This window comes from Limnobacter sp. SAORIC-580 (genome assembly GCF_013004065.1).
GTDB classification, from domain to species: Bacteria; Pseudomonadota; Gammaproteobacteria; order Burkholderiales; family Burkholderiaceae_B; genus Limnobacter; species Limnobacter profundi.
The window spans coordinates 3,097,005-3,121,204 of sequence record NZ_CP053084.1 but is presented as its reverse complement, the minus strand read 5'-3'; the positions used below and the strand labels follow the sequence as shown (position 1 = coordinate 3,121,204).

The window sequence follows — 24,200 nt, the reverse complement described above, 5'->3', positions numbered from 1 at the left end:
AAAAACTCACTTTCATGCGATCTTTTCGGGGTAAGTTGATGATTCTCAAAAGAAATTAGCTTCGGTGAAATATTTGTGGCGGAAAATTGATGACAAAACTGTGATGGCGGGGTGTTTACGTCACCCGAAGGTGACTTTTGATCTGAACTGGAAGGGTCACCGCTGGCGCAACGCCCAGTCGGCGGCGGTTTTTCGATCGTCTCGCCTTCAAGAAAATCAGCAAAGGATCAACAGGTTTTCTGGCGAGAGATCGGAACCCAAGCCGATCGGGCAGTTAACGCACCGCGAGAGATCTGAACCCTAGCCGATTGGGTATATACGTCGGCCATTGAGCGCGTAAAAAAAGCACGCCAACCCAAGGGTCACCGTGCTTTTTTGTACCGCATCAGCAAATCGAGAGAATTAATCTCCGTACATACGCTGCTTCAACTCCCGGCGCTGCTGCGCTTCAAGCGAAAGCGTGGCAGTGGGGCGGGCCAGCAAACGGGCTACACCGATGGGGTCGCCCGTTTCTTCGCACCAGCCGTATTCGCCGGCTTCGATTTTTTGAATGGATTGTTGAATTTTCTTCAACAGCTTGCGTTCACGATCGCGGGTACGAAGCTCAAGCGCATGCTCTTCTTCAATGGTGGCGCGGTCTGCAGGGTCAGGAACCACTACAGTTTCACGCAGGTGCTCCGTGGTTTCACCTGCATTGGCCAGCAGTTCCTTTTCCATTTCCTGCAAGCGCTGGCGGAAAAAGGCAAGCTGCACCTCGTTCATGTAATCGTCTTCTTTCATCGCGAGCAATTGCTTCTCAGTGATGACGGGCGTTTTCTCAGTGGTCATAGCACAGCCTCTAGTCCTTTGGTTTTTTATTGACTATATACCAGTATATCCGCTATCGGGCTAGACAAAGCTCTAACCCTTGGGTGATAAATTCCTTGGGGAGTTTACGCCCAATAAACACGATTTTGCTTTCTTTTTTCTCGGCACTGTCCCATTTTCTGCCCCAGTCCAGTCCCATCAGCATGTGAACGCCTTGAAACAGGGCGCGGCGGTCGCTGGCCTTGATGTTCAAGATGCCTTTGTAGCGAAGCATGTCGGGGCCATAAACCTGGGTGACCGAGCCCATGAATTCCTCAAACTTCTGCCCATCAAACGGCTTGGTACTTTTGAACACGAAGCTTTGGATTTCGTCGTTGTGAACGTGTTTGTCTTCGTCCAGAAAATCGGGTGCAATGTCGAGAATGGAATTCAGGTTAAAGCCACGCACATCCAGCAATTTGTCGATTGGGGCCACGCCGAATTCCGAGTTCATCATTTCAGCGCGGGCGTTCATTTTAACCAAGCGACGTTTCAACGCAGTGACTTCGTCTTCCGTGCACAGGTCGGTTTTGGACAGCAAAATGCGGTCGGCGAAACCGACTTGCTGTTGAATCTCGCGGTGTTCATCCAGTTGCTGCATGCCATGCTTGGCGTCGACCACGGTAATGACCGCGTCCAGAACGAAGCTTTCGGCCACCAAATCATCGACAAAGAAGGTTTGGGCAACCGGGCCTGGGTCGGCCATGCCAGTGGTTTCGATCACCACGCGATCAAATTTGAGTTCGCCGGCCAAACGTTTGGCGGCCATTTCGCCAAGAATACGCACCAGGTCGCCGCGCACGGTGCAGCACAGGCAACCGTTGTTCATCTCAACAATGTTTTCCTGATCGTTTTGCATCAGCAGGTCGTTGTCGACACCTTCTTCGCCGAATTCATTTTCAATCACGGCGATTTTCATGCCATGGTTTTCTTTAAGGATTCGGTTGAGCAAGGTGGTTTTTCCACTGCCCAGAAAACCGGTGAGGATGGTGACTGGGATCATGTTGTGGGCTGCTTTGTTCATGGTGCTGTGTGCTGCAAAATTGGGTCAACAATGGAAATGGGGTCGTTTTTACAAATTTAAAGGGCTGGCTGGCGTCTAAACAGCCTGAAATGTCCACACACCTTCAATGGTCAAACGTTTCACCAAACCTTTGTACCACAGGTAGTGCAGGTGGGCGACGGCCTCACCCATGGCAAAGCTCATCTGGTGGCCATCCATCTCGCGCCTGAACAACACGGCAATGGCCTGGCGGGCGGTCAAGGGCTTTTCCTTGATGGCTTCCAGCAGTTCATTGAGCCGGTGATCGTGGTGGCGCAGCAATTGGGCGCACCGGTCGTGCACGCCTTTGAAGGGAACGCCATGAGAGGGCAGCACGGTGAGGCTGTTGGGCAGCTGCGCCATGCGCTGTACGGATTGTAAAAACAACAGCAGCGGGTTGCCTTCGGGTTCAATGCCATACACGCTGACATTGGTGGAGATGGTGGGCAAGAGCATGTCCCCACTGATCATCAAATCCAGGCTTTTGCACACCAGGCTGATGTGTTCCGGGCTGTGGCCAAAACCGGCATGGCATTGCCACAGATGGCCACCAATCTCGATTTCATCCCCGTGCTGAATGCGTCGGTAGTTCAGTGGGGGTTCCGGCACAAGGCGCGAAAACATGCCGCCGCGTGCTTCAAGGGTTTCATCGGCTTTTTTCTCGTTCACCAGGCCGTGGCTGCCCATGAAGGCGGCCAGCGTGTTGGCATCAAAGCCCGGCAGGTTGGCGCACAGGCCGCGCGCCATGAAGTACTCGCCCGTGGACATGTGCACCTGCACGCCGTGGCGGCGGGCCAGTGGGCCGGCCATGCCAATGTGGTCGGGGTGGGCATGGGTCACGATAATGCGGCCCAAGGGTTTGCGCACAAACAGGGTTTGTTCGATTTCTTCCCACATGGCGGCCACATCGGGCAGGCCCGCGCCGCAGTCCACCAGGGTGTACTGGTTTTCTTCTTCGATCAGCCACACATTGATGTGGTCGAGCGCGAAAGGCAGTGGCAAACGCAGCCACAAAACACCTGGCGCGACCGGGGTGGGCTGGCCCAGAACGGGCGGTTCAAACAAACGTTCAATTCCCATGTGTTTTCTGGTGACTTTTCAGTCATTTGTGTGGGTGAAGGGGCTGATTGTAGGGCATCATTTCGAAAAAGCATAACTTCTGCGGAGACTTTGATATGTTGAATTTGCCAGGACTTCAGTTTGATCTTGGAGAAGACATCGACGCCTTGCGCGATGCTGTACAAACTTTTGCCCAGGCAGAAATTGCTCCGCTGGCCGCCGAAATGGATAAAACGGACCAATTTCCCATGCATTTGTGGCGGAAAATGGGCGATATGGGCCTGTTGGGGCTAACCGTTGAGGAAGAGCTGGGCGGCAGTGGCATGGGTTATTTGGCCCACATTGTGGCGATGGAAGAGATTTCACGGGCCAGTGCCTCGGTGGCGCTGAGCTACGGCGCCCATTCCAACCTGTGCGTGAACCAGATTCGCCGCAACGGCAATGACTGGCAACGCCAAACCTTTTTGCCCAAGCTCATTTCGGGCGAGCACATTGGTGCCTTGGCTATGAGCGAACCCAACGCGGGGTCGGATGTGGTCAGCATGCAATTGCGTGCCGACAAGAAGGGCGACAAGTATGTGTTGAACGGTAGCAAGATGTGGATTACCAACGGCCCGGACGCGGATGTGCTGGTGGTGTATGCCAAAACTGATTTGGCAGCAGGGCCACACGGCATTACTGCGTTTTTGATTGAAAAAGGTTTTAAGGGCTTCTCAATTGCGCAAAAGCTGGACAAGCTGGGCATGCGCGGTAGCCACACCGGCGAGTTGGTGTTCGAGGATTGCGAAGTGCCCGAAACCCATGTGCTGGGCAAGGTGGGCCGCGGTGTGAATGTGCTGATGAGCGGACTTGATTTCGAACGCGCTGTGTTAAGCGGCGGTCCTCTGGGTATTATGGCCGCAGCCATGGATGTGGTGGTGCCTTATGTGCATGACCGCAAACAGTTCGGTCAAAGCATTGGCGAATTTCAGCTGATTCAGGGCAAGCTGGCGGACATGTATTCAGTCATGATGGCCACCCGTGCCTATGTGTACCAAGTGGGCAAGGCTTGCGACAAGGCCACGCCAGACACGGTTCGCAAGCTGCGCAAGGACTGCGCCGGCGCCATTTTGTTCTCGGCCGAGAAAGCCACCTGGATGGCGGGCGAGTCCATTCAGATTTTGGGTGGCAACGGCTACATCAACGAGTACCCCTGCGGTCGCCTGTGGCGCGATGCCAAGCTGTATGAGATTGGCGCGGGCACCAGCGAAATTCGCCGCATGCTGATTGGCCGCGAGCTGTTCGCGGAAACCATGTAAACGCTTATTGCGGCAGGGCAGGTCCGGTGGATTTGAACACCCGTTTGTTCTGCCCAATCACTACTTCACTTTCCCACAAGTAGCTCAGCCTGGGGTGCGCAGTTTGCAGCACTTTCAGCGCCTCAGTGTTGCCCAGCAGGTGGAAATTCATCCAGGCCAGTGAGTACTGGGCGGCAATTTCCCGCCCCCAGGTGGAGGTGGGCAGCAGCGGGTAGTTGGTGTGCTGTGCATGGCTGGCGGCATCGGCCACGATAAAGGCGCGGTCGCTGGTCAATTTGTCATACACCGGGCGCACCACGGCCGGGTTCACTGCGACGATTGGCGCAATGGGGCCATCGTGGTCACCGGTTTGTATCATCACGGGGATCGGGTTTTTGTCAAACACCGATTGGATCTCACTGATGGGTGCGGCAGCCACAGCGGCTTTCAATCGTGGCTCCACTGCTTGCAAACCCATGGTGGCAATTGCGCCCATGCTGTGGCCAATGACGCCAATTCGTGCGGGATCGACAAAACTTCGCACTGGCGAGTTGTTCAGCAGGTAGGTGAGCGCGTCCTGCGCTTCTTCAATGTTATTGCCGGGGTCGCCTTGCACTTCATCATCTGATCGACCCTGGCCGGAAAAGTCAAACGCAAACACCACGTACCCAGCATCGGCAAGCAACTGGTGCCACCAGCGGTACATGGCCGTGTTGGTGTTCAATCCTTCCAGCGCCAAAATCACAGGGAATTGTTGCGAAGTGGCTTGGGTTTGCCCCCGCTTGGGCAGCACGATTTCGCCGTGCAAGCGAGTGCCATAGCGGTTTTGAAAACTGATGGGTACCAGCGCCACTGACTGGTTGTTCTCGGGGTGGCCGTACCAGTGGAAGACTTGGTCAATTCGGGAGCCATCGTTCAGTTGTGCGGCCATGGCGCGAATTTGAAATTCCAGCAAAGCGGGGTCGGTGATGTCGCTCAGCGTGTAGCCCAAAGCGATGGGGTCGACCACACCGGCCAGTTGTTGGCGCGGCAACATGTCGCTGACCATGCCCAGTTGAAACAGCACATCATCGGAAGGCAAGGGGCTTTCAGGGGGATTTTCACCTTGAACCGAAGCAGGCCAGCCAAAGGCCTCTGAGGATTGAATGGTATTGCGCGATGCGGAGCCAGAATTGTTTTCTCCGTTGCAGGCCCAGGCCAGCAAGGGTAAGCACAACAGGTAGAGCAACTTGAAACGACTTGGCATGACAACTTCCTGATTCAATCCGACCATGATACTAAGTTCGCGCAGGTTTTGGATTTTCTTGGGCAAATGGGAATGGGATCTCGTAGAATCGGTGGTTCATCATATGGAGTGAAGCCAGCTTATGAGCAGCGTGCCCTTGGACCTGAAAACCCTGGAAGAGGATTTTGGTGAACTCAGCGAAACCAGCCACCTGAGTGAGGAGGAAGAGCGCGAGCTGTCCAAAAAGGTGGCCAGCGACATTCTGGCGGGCTTCGACAAACACTACCGCCTGTTTCGCTATTGCGCCCAGCAAACCAAAAAGCTGTTTGAGGAAGGCGATTGGCATTTGATCCAGCAACTGGCCCGCGACCGTATTGATTTTTACGATGAACGTGTGAAAGAGGCGGTGGATTTACTGCGGCGCAATTATGGTTCGCTGTTGATGAGCGAATCGGTGTGGGCCAAGATCAAGACCCGTTTTGTGACCTACCTGGTTGACCACAAACAACCTGAGTTGGCGGAGACCTTTTTCAATTCCGCCGTGACCAAGATTTTGCATCGCGATTACTACCACAACCGGTTTTTGTTTGTGCGCCCCGCAGTCAGCACCGATTATGTGGAAAGCGATCCACCCTCCTATCGCAGCTATTACCCGGCCAACCCAAAAAGCGGTGGCTTGCGTAAAACATTGAAGCGATTGATTCGTGATTTCTCGCTGAACGCTGAATTTGTGGATTTGGAGCGTGATCTGCGTTACGTGGTGCATGCTGCACGGCAGGTGATGCCACGGCCCATCAAGGTCGATCCAGATTGCCAAATTCAAGTGCTGTCCAGTTTGTTCTTCCGCAACAAGGGCGCATACATCATTGGCAAGTTCATCAACGCCAACATGCCGCAACCGTTTGCCATTCCAATTCTTCGCGATTCCTCCGGCAAGTTGTACATTGACACCGTGCTGTTCAATGTGCAGCAAATCGCCACATTGTTCAGTTTCACGCGCGCCTATTTCCTGGTGGACATGGAAACGCCCGGCGCCTATGTGCAGTTTCTGCGCACCCTGTTGCCGAACAAGCCCAAGGCCGAGATGTACACCATGCTGGGCTTGCACAAGCAGGGCAAAACTTTGTTTTACCGCGACTTCTTGCATCATCTGAAACATTCGCACGATGAATTTATCGTGGCGCCCGGTATCAAGGGCTTGGTGATGGCAGTGTTCACGCTGCCGTCTTACCCGTATGTGTTCAAACTGATCAAAGACAAAATTGCACCCAGCAAGGAAATAGACCGCGCCGGCGTGATGCGTAAGTACCAGTTGGTGAAAGAGCACGATCGCGTTGGTCGCATGGCTGACACCTGGGAATACAGCCATGTGGGTTTGCCACTGAACCGCTTTTCAGAAGAATTGATCGAGCATTTGAAGGACACCTGCGAAAGCTCGCTGAGCTTTGAAGATGACACAGTGGTGATCAAGCATGTGTACATTGAACGCCGCATGACGCCTTTGAATATTTACTTGCAACAGGGCACTGACGCTGAAGTGGAACACGGCATTACGGAGTATGGCAATGCGATCAAACAGCTGGCTGCCGCGAATATTTTTCCGGGCGACATGCTGTTCAAGAACTTTGGCGTGACCCGCTTGGGTCGAGTGGTGTTTTACGATTACGACGAAATTGAGTACATGACCGACTCCAATTTCCGCCGAATTCCGGAGGCCCCCAACCCCGAGGCGGAAATGTCGTCTGAGCCTTGGTACACAGTGGGGCCGAAAGACGTATTCCCGGAAGAGTTCGGGCATTTCTTGCTGGGAGACCGCCGGGTGCGCAAAGCGTTTTTGAGCAAGCACCGTGATTTGCTGGAGTATGAGTTTTGGCAAGAGCGCAAAGACCGCATTACCCAAGGGCACATTGAGGATATCTTCCCGTATTCCGAGGCGGTGCGGTTCACCAACCGGTTTATCAAAAAGCCGTGAGCTGCCTTGCGGTTTATTGCCAACTCGGCATGGGTTGCTTGTGCTGCACGGGGCTGGTTGGTTTGTTGAGTGCTGAGCTTGCAGGGTCACCGCTGCTTTTAACGCCCAATCGGCGGCGGTGTTTCGATCGCTTCGCCTTCAAGAAAACCTGCCCTTGCGTGCCGAGCAGGGCCGGTGTTGCCCAGGCATGGGCGACAGAGAACGGACCCGACCCGCAGTTTAGGAGGGTCGTTCTCAGGCATCGCAAGGCTCAGCAAGGGAGAAACAGGTTTTCTGGCGAGGGAGCGAAATCCAAGCCGAGTGGGCGATTAATAAGCGCCGAGAGTTCGGAACCCAAGCCGATTGAGCTGTTAAACAGCGCGCATTTACGCCCTGCGCTTGGGTAGCATCAATTCACTCGCCGCAATTTTCTCGGGCTGAAACTTGTTCACCGGAACATCCAGTTCATAGCCAATGGCCACGCCGCACAGCAAGTTGTATTGCTTCGGAATGTCGAAGTGCTTATCCAAAGGCGAGCGGAACAGGCCCAGCGCACCTTGTGCACAAGTGCCCAAACCTTCATTCGTGGCCGCCAACATCAGGCTTTGCAGAAAAATGCCGGCGTCCAGCGCACTGTAAATACCCACGCCCTCGTGAACAAACACAAATGCAGCCGCAGGGGCTCCAAACATGCGGAAATTTTCGGCCATGGCCTGGTCGCGGGCTTTCAAGTCGTTTCGGGCTACACCCAATACGCCGTACAAGCCTTTGCCACACTCCACCCGGCGAGCCTGCAAATCCTTGGGGTAGTTCACCACAGGTTTTACATCGCCATCGGGAATGCCCTTGCTGCGGGTCAATAGTCCTTTAATTTGCGTCAGCTTGCCGCCGCGTTGCAGTTTGATGGTTTCTTGAAATCTTGAATACAGCTCAGCGCGTAAATTTTCCAGCACGTCGCCAGTGGCCAGGGCGATTCGGTAAGGGTGCGTATTCGACCAACTCGGTGACAGTGCAGCCTGTGAAAGTAGGCGTTCAAGCACCTCTTCAGGCACGGGTCTGGGGTCAAAAGCACGCACACTGTGGCGCTGTTTCAATGTGTCAAGAAATTCCATTTTCCCTTGCTCTGTGTAATAGTTGGCCCAGTTTAGAGTATTTCTTACTAGCCAACAGGCCCGGCTCGCCACTATTCTCTCAACTGACAATACAAAAAGTCACATGAACGGTCAAACCACGGGGACAAAACAATGAACAATCCACACGTAGACGTACTGATTATTGGCGCCGGTCTGTCTGGCATTGGTGCAGCATGCCACATCAAGCAGAAATGCAAAGGCAAAAGCATCAAAATTCTGGAGCGTCGCAAAGCGATTGGAGGCACTTGGGATTTGTTTCGCTACCCCGGTATCCGGTCTGATTCCGACATGTTCACCCTGGGTTACAGCTTCAAGCCCTGGAAGGGAGAGAAGGTTTTGGCCAATGGCCAGGAAATTCGTGAGTATGTGACCGAAGCCGCCAAAGAACACGATGTAATCAAGGATATCCAGTTTGGTTTGAAGGTGACTGCCGCCAATTGGGATTCAGAAGCCAACCAGTGGACCGTGGAAGGCATCATCGAGGAAACTGGCGAGAAGCAGGTGTTTACCAGCAACTTCTTGCTGGGTTGCACCGGTTACTACAATTACGACAAGGGCTACAGCCCCGAATTTCCGGGTATCAAAAACTTCAAAGGTACTGTGGTACATCCACAGCAGTGGCCTGAAAACCTGGACTACTCCGGCAAGCGCGTGGTGGTCATTGGCAGTGGTGCAACCGCGATTACCCTGGTGCCAGCCATGGCCGACACAGCAAGCCATGTGACCATGTTGCAGCGTTCGCCCACTTACATTGCCTCCATCCCGTCAGTGGACCCAGTTTCCGTGGTGCTGAAAAAATTCATGCCCGACACCTGGGTGTACAACATCGGCCGTGCCCGCAACATTGGTTTGCAACGCCTGATCTTCAAGTTGAGCAAAGAACGCCCGCAGGCGATCAAGCGTTTGCTGCTGGGGGCAACCCGTGCGCGCATGGGCAAAACCTTCGACATGAAGCACTTCACCCCCAGTTACAACCCATGGGATCAGCGCCTGTGCGTGGTGCCCGACGGTGATTTGTTCAAGGTGCTGAAGAAAGGCAAAGCCGACATTGTGACTGACCACATTGATACCTTTGTCAGCAATGGCATCAAGCTGAAAAGTGGTCAGGTTCTTGAGGCCGACATCATCATCACTGCCACCGGCCTTGACTTGCAAATTCTGGGTGGCCTGACTGCACACGTGGACGGCAAGCCCGTGAACGTGGGCGAAGTGATGAGCTACAAGGGCGTGATGATGAGCAGCATACCCAACTTTGCCATGGTGTTTGGTTACACCAATGCCTCGTGGACCTTGAAGGCGGATTTGGCCGCGGAATTTGTTTGCCGTGTGCTGAATCACATGGACAAGCATGGTTATAACCGTGTGGTGCCCAACGCCGAAGGCGTTGAGGCCGATGACACCCCCATGTTTGACCTGGAAGCTGGCTACATGAAACGTGCCGCTGACCGCTTGCCCAAGCAGGGTCCGGCTGCACCTTGGACTGTGGTGAACAACTACCTGGCCGATCGCCCGGTGTTGAAAAAAGGCAAGATTGAAGATGGCGTGTTGGAGTTTGCAAAAGCGGGCGCAGCAACAGGCAAAAAATCTTCAGGTCGTAAGTCACAGGCCAAGCAGGCGGCTTGATTGTTCACCTGATTGATTAAAGGGCTGTAGTAATGCAGCCCTTGTTGTTTGAATCAATTGAATCCGCTTCTGTACCCCAAACGGTTCAAGCCACGGGTTGCGCGCACTGCGCGCTCACTGCGAAACTGAACCGCCTGTTCCATATTGCCATCGCTGAAATTGCCGCCCAATGGTGTGTCAAACCCGCCATTCAAACCGCGGCTGGCCCGCTGCGCACGTGCAGTGCGAAATTGCGCCACCTGTTCCTTGTCCACCTCGAATTCGCCGCCCAGGGGAGTTTCCAGGGTGCCTGTGTCAAAGCTGTCCTGGCCACGGTTCAAGCCCAGCAGATCGTCTCGGCCGATGGTCAGCAATGCTTTTGCCAAAGGAAAATTGCCTTGGGCGCGAATGTCGTCGCGAAGTGTGTTCACTGCGAGGATTTCCTCGCCGTTTACAAAGTAATCAATCGGGCGGGGCACTTCGGGAAAGCGTTCTGCGAAGGCGGGTTGGATGGGCGCAGCGCCAATACCCAGGGCAATTAAGAGACAAGTGTGTTTGAACATGAAGACCCCCGCGATGGATATGTTTTCATCATCTAGAGTGATGCTTAGGTGATGATGTTGTCTATCGGGCTTACCCTTCGCTCGAAATAGGTATGCCAGTCCATGGGTAAGCGCAATATCGCCTAAGATAGCTGGCCGATCACCCTATTTATCACCTTTGTCTAACCCGACCGATCAAGACAGACAGCTCGAAGAACTGCCCTATGCATGGCGGCGTGTGGTGCTGTTTGCTGACAATATGGCGCAGGCCACCGTGGCCGATGCCATCGGCCGCAGTCCCAAGCAACAGCTTACGTGGATCGGTCTGGCCGCTTTGCCTTTGCTCTTGCCCTTCGGCATTCCAGGCATTGCGACCAGCCTTGGTTATCTCACTTTCCTCTTGGGTGTGGGTTATGCCCTGGGGTTTGGTGTGCCCATTCCCAATTCGATTGGGGAAAAACGCCTGCCACCTAAGGCAGCCAGTGTGCTGAAAACCATTCTGGGTGTGTTTATTCGCAGGGTTGCGCCGCACAGCAAGCCGCGCCTGTTCATCATGAGCCACCCACGCATGCGCCCGGTGAATGGCTTGGTCTTGGCGTTCGCGGGCTTGTGCATGGCTGCACCTGTGCCCTTTGCCTCATTCGACAATGTGCTGCCGGCTGCGGCCATGGTGTGCATCACTTTTGGCCTTAGGGTTCGGGACGGCAGGCTGGTGCTGGCGGGCTACGTGTTCACGGTGCTGGCGGCTTTGCTGGTGGTGCTGTTGTGGTGGGGCGGCTATGCCGTGTTTGTGTGGGTATCTAAGCAACCGTGGGCCAGCCAGTGGCTCGGTTGGCTTTTTTCCTGACAAGGCGCAAGCAAGCCTGCGAACCGGGTGCTAAGTTCGATAGAATCACAGAAACACCCCAATCTGGAGCCAAATAGCACCATGACTACCAAACAAACGATTGATTTCTATTTCGACCTGACCAGCCCCTACAGCTATGTGGCCGCCGAGCAAATCGAGGAAATTGCTGCCGCAGGTAACCGCAGTGTGAATTACAAGCCCACCTTGCTGGGCTTCGTGTTCAAAAGCACAGGCAACACCGCGCCCATGATGAACCCGGCCAAGGGCAAGTACTCCGCAAAAGACTTCGCTCGCACCGCGCGCTTTCATGGCTTGAAAATCAATTGGCCCAAAAAATTCCCGATCAATGCCACAACCGGTTCGCGTGCCATTTTGCAGGTGCTGAACACCCAGCCTGAAAAGGCCGGCGCACTGACCCGTGCTTTGTACAAAGCTTACTTTGTAGATGGGCAGGACATTACCGAAGATTCAACTGTGCAGGCGGTGGCCGATTCCATCGGACTGGATGGTGCAGCCTTGATTGCAGGTGCCCAAACGGATGCGGTGAAGGAACAAATGAAGAACGCAGTGCAAGAATCCATCGATGCCGGCATGTTTGGTGCACCGTACTTTGTGGTGGATGGTGAAGCCTTCTGGGGCCAGGATCGCATGGAACAATTGCGTCGCTGGGTTGTGCAGGGGCCTTTCTGAACATGGCCGTTCTTGATTCCAACAATGTTAAAAACCGCCCCGACTTTGCGGCCAATTCAGCAGCGCTTAAAAAACTGGTCGACGAGTTAAAGGCCAACCTGGCAGTGGTGGCACAAGGCGGTGGCAAAGTGGCCAACGAACGCCACACAGCGCGTGGCAAGCTGCTGCCCCGCGAACGCGTGGCTGGTTTACTTGACCCGGGTTCGCCCTTTCTGGAACTGGCACCCTTGGCTGCATGGGACATGTACGGTGGCGCTGCGCCGGGTGCCGGTGCAATTGCAGGCATTGGTCGCGTCAGCGGTGTGGATTGCATGATTGTGTGCAATGACGCCACCGTAAAAGGCGGCACCTATTACCCCTTGAGCGTGAAGAAGCATTTGCGCGCGCAGGAAGTGGCCGCAGAAAACAATTTGCCCTGTATTTACCTGGTCGACTCTGGCGGGGCCAACCTGCCCAACCAGGACGAGGTGTTTCCAGACCGAGATCACTTTGGTCGCATATTCTTTAATCAAGCCAATATGAGTGCGCAAGGCATTGCGCAAATTGCGGTGGTCATGGGTAGCTGTACCGCCGGTGGTGCGTACGTGCCCGCCATGAGCGATGAAGCCATCATCGTGAAAAACCAGGCCACGATTTTTCTGGGTGGCCCACCCTTGGTGCAAGCCGCCACGGGCGAAATTGTCAGTGCCGAAGAACTGGGTGGTGCCGATGTGCACACACGCCTTTCCGGTGTGGCCGACCATTTGGCCGAGAACGATCAACATGCTTTGGAAATTGCCCGGCGCATTGTGGCCAATTTGGGTCGACCCGAGAAACGCTACCCCTGGGCTTTGACGGAATCCAGAGAGCCGCTGTACAGCGCCGAGGAAATTTACGGCATTGTGCCAGTGGATGCAAAAAAACCGTTCGATGTGCGTGACATCATTGCCCGCATTGTCGACGGCAGTGAATTCGATGAATTCAAGGCCCGCTTTGGCAATACGCTGGTGTGTGGTTTCGCGCGCCTGTATGGCATGCCGGTGGGCATTGTGGCCAACAACGGCATTTTGTTTTCCGAGTCAGCCCAGAAAGGCGCTCACTTCATTGAGCTGTGTTGCCAACGCAAGATCCCCTTGGTGTTTTTGCAAAACATCACCGGTTTCATGGTGGGCAAGAAAGTAGAAAACGAAGGCATCGCGCGCCATGGCGCGAAAATGGTCATGGCAGTGGCCTGTGCAAAGGTGCCCAAATTCACAGTGGTGATCGGTGGCTCCTTCGGTGCTGGCAATTACGGCATGTGTGGTCGTGCGTACAGCCCGCGCTTTATGTGGATGTGGCCCAATGCGCGCATCAGTGTGATGGGTGGCGAACAGGCTGCTGGCGTGTTGGCCACCGTGAAGCGAAACCAGATTGAGGCCAAAGGCGGCACCTGGAGCAAGGAAGAAGAAGCCGAATTCAAGGCACCCACGCTAAAGCAGTTCGATGAACAAAGCCAACCCTATTACGCCACAGCAAGGCTCTGGGACGATGGCTTGATCGACCCGGTGGATACCCGCCGTATTCTGGGCATGGCCATTTCAGCCAGCTTGAATGTCGAAATTCCGGATACGAAGTTCGGCGTCTACAGAATGTAAATGCGTACAAGAATAAAAACGGAGACACCGCAATGACAGAACAGTCGAATGAAAAACCCGTGATTGAAGCCCGCAAGGGAAAATCCGTGTGGCTGACGCTGAACCGCCCGCACATTAAAAACGCCATGAACGGCGAAATGATCGCTGTGCTTGTGGAAGCATTTCAGCGTTTGGGAAACGACCCGGATACCCGCGCCATTGTGTTGGCAGCGAACGGCGATGCATTTTGCTCAGGAGCCGATCTTGGGTACATGATGCAAATGGCCCAGCAAGCCGCCAGCAACCAGCAAAGCGGCATTACCCTGACCAGCCTGTTCCGCGGCATTGCCGAATGCCCCAAGCCCGTGGTGGCGCGTGTGCACGGCTTGTGCCTGGCAGGTGCCACTGGCCTGGTCAGTGCCAGCGATATTATTGTGGCCAGCAACAATGTGAAATTCAGCTTGCCGGAAGTCAAGCGTGGTTTGATACCCGCCACCATCAGCCCCTATGTGGTTCAAGCCATGGGTGTGCAGGCTGCGCGCCGTTACTTCATCACTGGCGAAACATTCACGGCTGAGAAAGCGTACGAGTTGGGCATGGTGCATGAGCTGACCACGCCCGACACACTGGATGCGAAGCTGGAATCGATTCTTGCCGAGCTGGACAGTTGCGCCCCCGATGCCATGGCGGCGTGCAAAAAACTCGTTCGCGATGTGTCACGCATGGACATCACCGCCGATGAAACACACGCCGATGTGGCTGCACGACTTGCTGAAGTGCGCGGCAGTGCCGAAGCCGCCGAAGGCATGATGGCTTTCATGGAAAAACGCAAACCGAAGTGGGTTGGCTAAAAAGGTTATTCACACAATGTTCACCAAAATACTGATTGCCAACCGTGGCGAAATAGCCCGCCGAATTAACCGCACCGCGCAAGCCATGGGTATTCAAACCGTGGCGGTGTATTCCACGGCCGACGCACAGGCCCTGCATGTGCAGGAATGCAATGAAGCGGTGTGCCTTGGCGAGCCCGAGGCTGCGCAAAGCTACCTGAATATCGACAAAGTGATTGCAGCAGCCCGGCAAACCGGCGCGCAGGCCATTCACCCTGGCTACGGTTTTCTGTCCGAGAATGCCGCCTTCGCGCAGGCTTGTGCCGAGGCACACATCACCTTCATTGGCCCGGGTGTAGAAGCCATTCGGATCATGGGCAGCAAAAGCGAGGCCAAGGCCTGTGTGCAGCCTGCGGGTGTACCGCTCATTCCTGGTTACTTTGGTGCCGATCAATCGCTGGCCACTTTGCAGGCTGAAGCGGAGCGAATCGGTTTTCCGCTGATGATCAAGGCGGTGGCCGGCGGTGGTGGCAAGGGCATTCGAATTGTCAGTAACGCAGGCGACTTGCAAGCCGCACTTGAAAGTTGCCAGCGCGAGGCCAAAAACGCATTTGGCGATGCCACCGTGATGCTCGAAAAACAGATTATCCAGCCTCGCCATGTGGAAGTGCAGGTGTTTGCCGACACCCACGGCAATGTAGTGCATCTGTTTGAACGTGATTGCTCGGCACAGCGTCGCCACCAAAAAGTGATTGAGGAAGCACCTGCATTCGGGCTCACCGAGCAACAGCGTGAAGCCTTTGGGCGCACAGCGGTGCAAGTGGCCAAGGCTGTGAATTATGTGGGCGCTGGCACGGTGGAGTTTTTGCTGGATGCGCGTGGCGAATTCTATTTCATGGAAATGAACACCCGCTTGCAGGTGGAGCACCCGGTGACTGAAATGATCACCGGTTTCGATCTGGTTCAATGGCAAATTGAAATCGCGGCAGGTTTGCCCTTGCCAGCGACCCAGGAAACCATTCACATTGACGGCCATGCGTTTGAAGCGCGCCTGTATGCCGAAAACCCGGAGCAGGGGTTTTTGCCTGCCATTGGTACCGTTGAATTGTGGGAAGCACCCGATGCAATCGAGTTTCGCACCGGTACGCACGCAGGCCGAACAGCTGGAATTCGTCTGGACTCCTCCATGCGCTCTGGCTTGGCCGTATCGCCTTATTACGACCCCATGGTAGGCAAACTGATTACTTGGGCACCCACACGCGATGCGGCATTAAAAAAACTGGCTGACGCATTGGCGCAGCTGCGCTGTGTCGGCGTAAAAAACAACCTGGCCTGGTTGCGCGGGCTTTGCCTGCATCCGGAATTCGCAGCAGGTGGGTACGACACTGGGCTGATAGACAGAATGAGTACTGCTACTGACACACCAAACCCGATTGATCCTGACACTGTGCATGCCATGGCCGGTCTTGCGCGCTGGGCTTTGCATCAACACACCCAAGGCCAAAGAACCGCCGACCCAATGGCCCAGCTCGACGGTTTCTATTCCAGTGCACCACCCTTGCGGGAAGATCGCTGGTCAAACCGCGATACTGCCTTGGCCACGCACACGCATGTCTTGGTCAGTGGGCAGCAGGCGACTATTCAATGCTCGGGCACTTCTTTGATTGCAACACTGACAGGCCAGGGCAATCAAAGTGGCTTGGCTCGAATCCAAGGCAGTATCAACACTGGCCCACACGCAGGCAGCACGTTTGATTTGATCTGGCATGGCGACAATCTCAGCATTCATGTGGGCGCTGAACAGGTGAACCTGCAATGGCAAAACCCGGCGCACATTCGTGCTGACCAAGGGCATGATGCACATGGTGTGGCCGCGCCCATGCCGGGCAAGGTGTTCGCCGTGCTTGTAAAAGTGGGTGACACCGTGAAGAAAGGCCAACCCCTGATTGGCCTGGAAGCCATGAAAATGGAGCACACCCTGAACTCGCCCTGCGATGGTGTGGTGCAGGCCATTCCGCACCCGGTGGGTGACCAGGTGACCGAGGGCACCGAGTTGATTCATTTTTCAGAAGACGACACGGCAAAATGAGCATGATCAAACTTCCTTCGCAGGTGACTCTGGTTGAGGTTGGCCCACGCGATGGCCTTCAAAACGAGAAAACACCCATTTCTACTGCCATCAAGGTCGAACTGTGCAAACAGTTGATCGAGGCGGGCATTCACAGGCTGGAAGCCGCCGCATTCGTGTCGCCCAAGTGGGTACCGCAAATGGCCGATGGCGCGGATGTGTTGGCTGGCCTGCAAGCCCTGCCGGATCTACAGGATCGTACTGTGTCGTACTCGGCCCTGGTGCCTAACCTCAAGGGCATGGAAGCTGCGATTGAAGCCGGCGTGCAAGAGGCCGTCGTGTTCACTGCTGCCTCGGAAGCATTCACGCAAAAAAATATCAATTGCACCATTGCCGAAAGCATCGAGCGTTTCAAACCTGTGGCTGCATTGGCCCAAGCCCATAACATTCACTTGCGTGGTTCTATTTCCTGCGCGCTGGGTTGCCCTTATCAGGGTGAGGTACCGGTGCAAAACGCAGCTGAAGTGGCTTTGCGTCTACGCGACATCGGTGTGCAGGAATTTGACGTGGCTGACACCATTGGTGTGGGTACCGCGCTGAGGGTTAGCCAGGTCTTCGAGGCTGTGGGTTACAGCGTGGGCTTGAACAATGTGGCGGGCCATTTTCACGACACCTATGGGCAAGCTCTGGCCAATATTCTGGCCGCCTTGCAGTTGGGTGTGTCTACCTTCCACAGCTCGATCGCCGGGTTGGGGGGGTGCCCATATGCCAAAGGTGCAACCGGCAACGTGGCCACCGAGGATGTGGTTTACCTGTTGCAAGGCATGGGCATCGACACTGGCCTGAACATGCACAAACTGGTGCAAACTGGCGCGTGGATTTCAGGCAGCATCGGCAAGCCCTACACCAGCCGTGCCGGCCGTGCGGTGTGGAATAAACTGAATACCGAAACGGGTGCTTGAGCACTCAGTGAAGTGCTCCTCCGGTGGTGGCACGGTTTACTGCCGAAAATGACTCATCTGCCTTGCTTATTTTCTACGCATTCTGGGAATGGCCATGAACACTGCCACGCCTTGTTCCTGGCTGTTGCGCCCGGTATAAAGCTCGATTCGAATGGCTTTGGCCCGAATTTTCATGTGTGCCAAACCACGTCCGCGCCCCAGTGTGTTCTGGGGCATGCCCACACCGTTGTCGCTGATGTTCAGCAACACTTTGTCGTTGGCCTCATCCCATCGCACACTCAATTCAATCTTGCTGGCTTTGGCATGTTTGAGGCTGTTGGCAAAAATTTCCTGGACAATTCGCAGTAAATCGAACAGGTCGCGAGAGCTGTAGCCCTCCAGTTTTGGAATGTCAGCCACACTCCACAGCAGCGTTACACCGCTGGCTTTCAAGCGGCGTTCATAGCGCCACCGGAAATTACCCAACAGCGCCAAGAGGTCGTCGCTTTGCGGGTCGAGTGAATCAATCGCCATGCGCAAATCATCGAGGCACTCCTGCAATACATCGCGCATTTCATCCTGGCTCAAGGGCTTGGTTTCGCTCAGGTTCAGGGCCGACACCAAACTGGAACCGACCCCATCGTGAATGTCTTGCATAATGCGTCGTCGTTCATCGTCCTGGGCACGTTGCTGCTCAATTTTGCGCAGCAAATTGAATTGGCGAAACAGCTGCTGTTCGCGAATCGCCAACTCGGAGTTCAGCGAATCGTTCGACGTTTTCAGTTCTTGCAACAAGGCTCGGTAGCGCCTGAAAATAACCCAGCAAGCCGACACAAACAACAAAATGCCGGTGTACTGCGAAAGCAGAATGGATTCAATCGGCAGCAGGTTCAGCATGGTGGCCAAATCACGAATGCTGAGCAACACAAACAACAGCGAACTGCAACCCAGTATGGCGCCTTCAAAGTTGCGCGTACGCCAGGAATGGCTCAGCAGCAGTACGTTGAGAACAAACACCACTGGAATTACCGGTAACAGCAGCCAGAATGTGAAATTCAGTATTTGCTCACTGCCCGCAGTGAGTGTGATCAGCGACACTGCTATTGCGTAGGCCACCAGCCCTCTGGGAATCCACGTCCACCCCAGGTTCATGTAGCGGATCAGGAACAACCCATACAGGCAGGCGAACCACGCATGCAGGCTGTGGACCAACTGGCCCCACTGCGCGTGGGGCAGGGGAATCCAGTCCATGAAATAGCCAGTGTTGCGAATGGCAAAAATTATCACGGCAAGGCTGAAGAAAAAAAACCCTTCCTGTTCCCGAAATACCCGTGCAAACAACAGCAACAACACACCACTGGCAAAGGCTACCAGGGTGGCCAGCATCGACCCGGTCACTTGCCAGCGGTACGACGATTCATACATGGGTTCAAGTACGCTATTGGGTCCCAGCCATACCCTGCCCAGTCCGCTTCGGTAGTTTTTGTAGCCTGCAACCTGAATCAGCAAGGTGTTGTTACCGGGGGCAAGCAGGTCGGGCGAAAACTGGAACAGGTAGGGGTAATTCCAGTGTCGGGTAATGTCGCCTTCAAGGGTGCCCAGCCCGCCAATCCAGTGACCATTCAAGTATGCATGGGCATTCATGATGGCCCTTGGCACGAACACCGCGTTGGGAACGGGTTTGTCGGGGTCCAGGCGAAAATCGATTTGATACCAGCCCTGGCCTTCAAATGAAGGTTGTGTCGTGTCCCAGGAATCGGGAAGTACCACGGTTTTTTTTGCGTTCAGCGACAACACATCACCGGCGCTCAAGGTGGGGTCATTGGAGAAAAGTACCTTGGCCTGCTGAAACAAATAGGCTTGCTGGTGTGAATTCTTGTCACCCAGGGCGGGCAGTGGGGCTTTGAATGTACCTAACAACGCCACAACCAGTGTCGCCACAAAAAGAAGCAGGAAACGCCCAATAAACAGGCGGTCGGCGGGAGTCAGGCTCAAAGGTCAAGCAGCCCCAGAAGGGTGGCTTCATACACCGCTTCAGACCTGCTGTGCACGTGCAGTTTTTTGTAAATGCGCTTCACGTGAGTCGCCACCGTGTGGGTTGAAATACCCATTTGCGCTGCAATTTCCTGCGCTGTAAAACCACGGGCCACTTGTTGAATTACCTTCAATTCCCGGTCGGTAATGCTGCATGCTTTTTGCGATTCATCTTGATCGGCCTTGCTTTGAGCACAATCGGCATCGAGAGCGCGCGGCATTTGCATTTTTGACAGCAACTGGCGTGCAATCAACGGGCTAATGGGCGAACCGCCGTTGGCCACTTCCAGAATGTGCTCAATCAATTCTTCGTTGGAATAGTCTTTCAGCAGGTAGCCGCTTGCGCCGGCCTCCAGGCTTCTCACCACATGGTCTTCATCACCAAATGCAGTAATCACCAGGCACTCTGTTTCAGGTTTGTGTTTGCTAAGCCACTCAATCACCTCAATGCCTGATGAATCGGGCAAACCCAAATCGATCAGCGCAACTTTCGGGTTGGTCATGAACAACAGGGAGTAGGCGTCTTGAACGGTGCTGGCCACGCCGAGCAATGTCAGGTGAGGGGAGGAGTCAATCACGCGGGTCAGGTGGTCTTGCGTGGCGGGTTCATCCTCGACCAAGATCACACCGACTGGCTTGGCTTCAATGTGATCAAGATCTCGCGCGTTCATGATTTGCCGGTTTAGGTGTCCAAGGGTAATTTGAGCAGAAAACGGGTGCCTTGCCCAGCTTCAGCGTGAATATCAATGCTGCCGCCCAAAGCGCTCGCACGCTGTTTCAGGTTTTTTAAACCCCTGCCGTGCTGGCTTCTTTCCAGTACAAATCCTACGCCGTTGTCTTGAATATGAACACCCACATATTTTGGTCCCCTTGAAACATGCAGGCTTACTTCGCTGGCGTTGGCGTGTTTCAAAATATTCGTAAAAATTTCCTGAACAATGCGCAGAACATGCAGGCAGTTGCGTGCATCCAGGTAGGGAATGGGGGGTATGTCTTCATCAATCACCCAATGCAGCCGAATGCCCGCACTGCGCATGTTGTCAGCGATACGGTAACGGAATGCGCCCAGCAAGGTAGTCAGGTCCTGTTCAATTGGTTCGAGCGAGTCGATGGTCAGCTGCAAATCTCGCAAGCCCGATTCAAGCAGGTTTAATGTGTTTTTGCGATTGAAGTTGGAGGATTGAAGGTGGTGAATTGCGGCCACCAGGTGGGCTCCCAAGCCGTCGTGCATGTCGGCCATTAAACGTTGGCGCTCTGCCATTTTCACCTTGTCTTCATCAATTTTTTGCAAGCGCTGGTACTGCGCTGCCAGTTCGGCCTCCCGCTCCAGCAGGCGATTTTGAAGTGTTTCATTGAAACGATCCGACTCAGCCAGCAAACCGCTGTATCGGTCAATCAAAAAGTAGCTCATGGCCAGAAACATGGCAATGCCCATGTACTGGTTCAAAAAATAACCGTCGAAGGGCAAAATGCCTGCGAGAAAAAGCAGATCAGACACACTCAAGGCCATGTAACACAGCAAGCCGAATCCGAAGGCGTGCGGTGCCAGCGACTGCTTGCTGTTGCCATAGCGCATCAGTTGCAACACATTCCAGCTGTACATGCACAAGCCAAGAATGCCGTAGTAGCCCACCAGGCGCAGTGCCCAGTTTTCATTGATCATCAGCAGCACCGGAAAGCTTGCTGTGTAGGCACCCCATATTTTCCATTCAAGCCTGTGTTTGGGAACACGGCAATACAAAAGGATCAACAGCACAATCACACTGGCGAACACCAGCAAGCCGCCTTGGGTAATTTGTATCCACAGCCCATGTTCAACGGGTGGTACTGTGGTCAAAAATGCCAGGTTTCGAATGCCCCACAAAAAACAGGTGGCAGCCAGCAACATCAGCAGGCCGCTGCGTGTTTTGCCCATCCCAATCAGAATGGTTAACACAATGCCTGCGCCCAACACAAAGGCTGTGCTCAGGTAAACCGAAGTCACTTGTACCTCGTAACGCGAACGGTAGGCCTCGCGCAGGTTTTCATCCGAGCCCAGCCAAATTGAAGACAAGCCCGCCAAGTAGTCGGGAAAGGCCCGCACTTGAATGGCCAGTGTGTTTTTGCCGGGCTGCAAAACCCGGGCACTCAGATTCAAAATTTGGGGGCGATTCCAGTTGCGCTCTGCATACGCGCCTGTCATAGGGCCAAAGTAACCGATACGCTCGCCATTCAGGTATACCTCCGCATTCATGGCAAAGCGTGGAATGTAGAGTGCCTCGATGCGGCTCTCCGGCAGCACGGTGAAATCCATTTCATACCAGTAAAAGCCGCCCGGGCCTCGCAACTTGTTGTCGATTCGGTGGGGCAATAGCACCACCGTGGCTGTTGCCAGGTGCGCAGGCGGCTCGGTTTGGTAATCAGTGTGGGCCGCAAAGCGCGCCATACCTAATTCAATGGCGCCTGGATCTGAGGGGGTGGCTTTGGCGATTTCGTAAAAAAGCAGGGCAGCACCGCTTAATGCGATACACACGGCCAATACATAAAACAGGCCAAGTCGTTGTACCCAGCTTGACGCGGGCTTTAGTTGGGCACCTGGCATTGTTTTAGCAGTCTTTTAAATTGATCAATCCCAAAGCATTGGCGCGGTGAACTGCGCTGGTGCGGGAATTCACTGCAAGTTTTTTGTAAATCCGTTTGATGTAGGTGCTGATGGTGTTGATGGACACGCCGAGAATATCGGCAATTTCAGCTTGCATAAATCCCTTGGCCACCATTTCCAGCACCTGTTGCTCCCGTTCCGACAAGGGTGTGAATTCCTGATTCGCCGATGTTTTGCTGGTGGGGAGTTGATCGGGTGTGGGCACCCCGCGAAACCGGTTCAGCAATCGCCGGGCAATCACAGGGCTTATTGGGGAGCCACCAGCGCGCAGTTGTTTTAATCGATCAAGAATGTCGGCAGTGCGTGTGTCTTTCGTGAGGTAGCCCGTAGCCCCTGCCTCGATGCTTGAGATCACATGTGATTCATCACCAAACACGGTCAATACCATGCTCTCGCAACCAGGCATGTGTTGGTGAATGTGGGCAATCAGCTCCAACCCACTGCCATCGGGCAGGCCGAGGTCAACCAGCACCACTTCAGGTTGCAGCTCTCCAACCACGGCGAGAGCGTCTTTCAAAGTGTAGGCCTGCCCAACCAGGTTCAGTTCAGGGTGGGTTTCAATGGCCTGGCGCAGCGCTTGCTGAATGCGGTCGTCGTCGTCCACCAGCATCACGCGAATGGTGTTTTGTCCAACTTCTGTTCTGCTTTGTATGTTCATTGGATCAATTGGTTGACTTCAATAATCGGCATCATCACCGCCAGTACAATCAATAACACAATAAGGCCCATCACTAAAATAAGTATGGGTTCCATCAAGCTGGTGAGCCACATCGCTTTGCGTTCCACCTCGGTGCGCTGGCTGTCTGAGGCACGTTCCAACATGGCAGCCAGTTGCCCTGTGGCTTCGCCGCTGGCCACAAGATGAGTCAGCACCGGCGGAAACAAACCGCTTTTTCCCATGGCCTTGCTCAAGCCACTGCCTTCTTTTACGCGCTCCTGAACATCGACCATGGCCAGTTGCAAGGCACTGTTGCCCAATGTGCGGTTTGCGGCGGCCAAGGCTTTCAAAATCGGAACGCCGCTGCCCACCAATATCGAGAGTGTCGAGGCCAAGCGTGCTGTGTTCACTGCGCGAATGAATGGGCCCACTACCGGAATGGTCAACACGAATTCATCGAATTTCAGTTTGAATGCTTTGTTTTTCAGCGCATTGCGAAACAGGTAAATCGCCATTGCCAGCGCCAATGCCATTAACCATCCCCAGTCGCGAAGCAGGTCTGACAAGGCAATCATCACCACCGTGAGTGTGGGCAAAGCCTGATTGTTGCTTTCAAATACAGACACCACTTGTGGTACCACATAGGTGAGCAAGCCAATCACGACCATCAATGCGACCACGGTCACAATGGCTGGGTAAATGAATGCCGCGCTTACCTTTTGCTGCAGGGCTTGGCGGGCTTCCAGCGCATCGGCCAGTTTGGACAATACGCCGCCCAAATCACCGGTGTTTTCACCAGCGGCCACAGTGGCCACGTACATCTCAGGAAAGGCTTTTGGATATTGCGCAAGCGCCTGGCTCAGCGGTGTGCCTGAAACCACTTCTGAGCGAATGCTGTTGATGCGCTCCCGAATCAAGGGCTTTTCAGCCTGCTCAACCAGCGCAGCCAAGGCTTGGGCCAGTGCCAGGCGGGCTTGCAGAAGGCTCGCCAGTTGCCTGGTTAGAAGCACAACTTCGCGGTTACTCAACTCCCGGTCAAAGCGCCCAGCTTTCTTGCCGGTCATTTTCGCGCTGCCCACCTCCAGCACTTCAATCGGTGTCATGCCTTGCATGCGCATCTGGTTGCGTGCAGCTCGCGGGGAATCGGCCTCCATCGAGCCCTTTACTGTTTTGCCTTGGGCGTTTAATGCCTCGTATCGAAAAACTGCCATATTTGCCTAGT

The 24,200-nt window shown here is 54.5% G+C and carries 20 protein-coding genes; 9 read left to right on the top strand and 11 right to left on the bottom strand.

Annotated elements, in window-relative coordinates; genetic code table 11:
- Nucleotides 1-402 precede the first annotated feature (402 nt).
- The 3 genes from dksA to HKT17_RS14625 all read right to left on the bottom strand — a co-directional run bounded on the left by dksA (nt 403) and on the right by HKT17_RS14625 (nt 2,968).
- Nucleotides 403-828 carry an RNA polymerase-binding protein DksA gene (gene dksA / locus HKT17_RS14635; RefSeq protein ID WP_105027577.1) on the bottom strand — a complete coding sequence of 142 codons (426 nt, stop codon included), beginning with the start codon at nt 826-828 and terminating at the stop codon, nt 403-405.
- 52 nt (nt 829-880) lie between these two features.
- On the bottom strand, nt 881-1,870 hold the full coding sequence (locus HKT17_RS14630; RefSeq protein ID WP_171101077.1) for a CobW family GTP-binding protein: 990 nt from the start codon (nt 1,868-1,870) through the stop codon (nt 881-883).
- A gap of 75 nt (nt 1,871-1,945) precedes the next feature.
- A complete protein-coding gene (locus HKT17_RS14625) occupies nt 1,946-2,968 on the bottom strand; it encodes an MBL fold metallo-hydrolase (protein WP_171101075.1) in 1,023 nt (340 codons plus the stop codon).
- 95 nt (nt 2,969-3,063) lie between these two features.
- Between HKT17_RS14625 and HKT17_RS14620 the strand changes: the two genes are divergently transcribed.
- Complete coding sequence (locus tag HKT17_RS14620; protein WP_171101073.1) at nt 3,064-4,245, top strand: isovaleryl-CoA dehydrogenase; 1,182 nt, start codon at nt 3,064-3,066, stop codon at nt 4,243-4,245.
- A gap of 4 nt (nt 4,246-4,249) precedes the next feature.
- Here the strand turns inward: HKT17_RS14620 and HKT17_RS14615 are convergent, their stop codons facing one another.
- Entirely contained in the window at nt 4,250-5,470 is a 1,221-nt protein-coding gene (locus HKT17_RS14615; RefSeq protein WP_240965830.1) for an alpha/beta hydrolase family protein, read from the bottom strand.
- 121 nt (nt 5,471-5,591) lie between these two features.
- Here HKT17_RS14615 and aceK point away from each other — a divergent pair, with 121 nt between their 5' ends.
- Nucleotides 5,592-7,421, top strand: coding sequence for a bifunctional isocitrate dehydrogenase kinase/phosphatase (gene aceK, locus HKT17_RS14610; protein ID WP_171101069.1), 1,830 nt, complete (start codon nt 5,592-5,594; stop codon nt 7,419-7,421).
- Nucleotides 7,422-7,786: 365 nt separating this feature from the next.
- On the opposite strand, the gene HKT17_RS14605 is transcribed toward aceK, so the two are convergent.
- Nucleotides 7,787-8,512, bottom strand: coding sequence for a nitroreductase (locus tag HKT17_RS14605; RefSeq protein WP_171101067.1), 726 nt, complete (start codon nt 8,510-8,512; stop codon nt 7,787-7,789).
- A 132-nt stretch (nt 8,513-8,644) separates the two neighbouring features.
- Between HKT17_RS14605 and HKT17_RS14600 the strand changes: the two genes are divergently transcribed.
- Nucleotides 8,645-10,156: a flavin-containing monooxygenase gene (locus tag HKT17_RS14600; protein ID WP_171101065.1), complete on the top strand. Its 1,512-nt coding sequence runs from the start codon at nt 8,645-8,647 to the stop codon at nt 10,154-10,156.
- Nucleotides 10,157-10,209: 53 nt separating this feature from the next.
- Here HKT17_RS14600 and HKT17_RS14595 read toward each other — a convergent pair whose 3' ends face one another.
- Nucleotides 10,210-10,698, bottom strand: coding sequence for a hypothetical protein (locus tag HKT17_RS14595; RefSeq protein WP_171101064.1), 489 nt, complete (start codon nt 10,696-10,698; stop codon nt 10,210-10,212).
- 157 nt (nt 10,699-10,855) lie between these two features.
- Between HKT17_RS14595 and HKT17_RS14590 the strand changes: the two genes are divergently transcribed.
- From HKT17_RS14590 to HKT17_RS14565, 6 genes are all read left to right on the top strand, one after another.
- Entirely contained in the window at nt 10,856-11,524 is a 669-nt protein-coding gene (locus HKT17_RS14590; RefSeq protein WP_171101062.1) for an exopolysaccharide biosynthesis protein, read from the top strand.
- 81 nt (nt 11,525-11,605) lie between these two features.
- Nucleotides 11,606-12,214, top strand: a complete 609-nt coding sequence (locus tag HKT17_RS14585; protein WP_171101060.1) for a 2-hydroxychromene-2-carboxylate isomerase — start codon at nt 11,606-11,608, stop codon at nt 12,212-12,214.
- Nucleotides 12,215-12,216: 2 nt separating this feature from the next.
- Nucleotides 12,217-13,827 carry a carboxyl transferase domain-containing protein gene (locus HKT17_RS14580; RefSeq protein ID WP_171101058.1) on the top strand — a complete coding sequence of 537 codons (1,611 nt, stop codon included), beginning with the start codon at nt 12,217-12,219 and terminating at the stop codon, nt 13,825-13,827.
- A gap of 32 nt (nt 13,828-13,859) precedes the next feature.
- Nucleotides 13,860-14,657, top strand: coding sequence for an enoyl-CoA hydratase-related protein (locus HKT17_RS14575; protein WP_171101056.1), 798 nt, complete (start codon nt 13,860-13,862; stop codon nt 14,655-14,657).
- 16 nt (nt 14,658-14,673) lie between these two features.
- Nucleotides 14,674-16,725: an ATP-binding protein gene (locus tag HKT17_RS14570; protein WP_171101054.1), complete on the top strand. Its 2,052-nt coding sequence runs from the start codon at nt 14,674-14,676 to the stop codon at nt 16,723-16,725.
- 5 nt (nt 16,726-16,730) lie between these two features.
- The gene (locus HKT17_RS14565) at nt 16,731-17,666 is read left to right on the top strand and encodes a hydroxymethylglutaryl-CoA lyase (protein WP_205882559.1); all 936 of its coding nucleotides are present in this window, start codon (nt 16,731-16,733) and stop codon (nt 17,664-17,666) included.
- A 66-nt stretch (nt 17,667-17,732) separates the two neighbouring features.
- Here HKT17_RS14565 and HKT17_RS14560 read toward each other — a convergent pair whose 3' ends face one another.
- The 5 genes from HKT17_RS14560 to gspF are packed head-to-tail and all read right to left on the bottom strand — an operon-like array spanning nt 17,733 to nt 24,189.
- A complete protein-coding gene (locus tag HKT17_RS14560; protein WP_171101051.1) occupies nt 17,733-19,640 on the bottom strand; it encodes a sensor histidine kinase in 1,908 nt (635 codons plus the stop codon).
- Nucleotides 19,637-20,350: a response regulator gene (locus HKT17_RS14555; protein ID WP_171101049.1), complete on the bottom strand. Its 714-nt coding sequence runs from the start codon at nt 20,348-20,350 to the stop codon at nt 19,637-19,639. The genes HKT17_RS14560 and HKT17_RS14555 overlap by 4 nt, the downstream gene beginning before the upstream one ends.
- Nucleotides 20,351-20,361: 11 nt before the next feature.
- On the bottom strand, nt 20,362-22,260 hold the full coding sequence (locus tag HKT17_RS14550; RefSeq protein WP_171101047.1) for a sensor histidine kinase: 1,899 nt from the start codon (nt 22,258-22,260) through the stop codon (nt 20,362-20,364).
- Between the two features lie 4 nt (nt 22,261-22,264).
- Entirely contained in the window at nt 22,265-22,978 is a 714-nt protein-coding gene (locus tag HKT17_RS14545; protein ID WP_171101045.1) for a response regulator, read from the bottom strand.
- Nucleotides 22,975-24,189: a type II secretion system inner membrane protein GspF gene (gene gspF / locus HKT17_RS14540; protein ID WP_171101043.1), complete on the bottom strand. Its 1,215-nt coding sequence runs from the start codon at nt 24,187-24,189 to the stop codon at nt 22,975-22,977. The genes HKT17_RS14545 and gspF overlap by 4 nt, the downstream gene beginning before the upstream one ends.
- Nucleotides 24,190-24,200 lie beyond the last annotated feature (11 nt).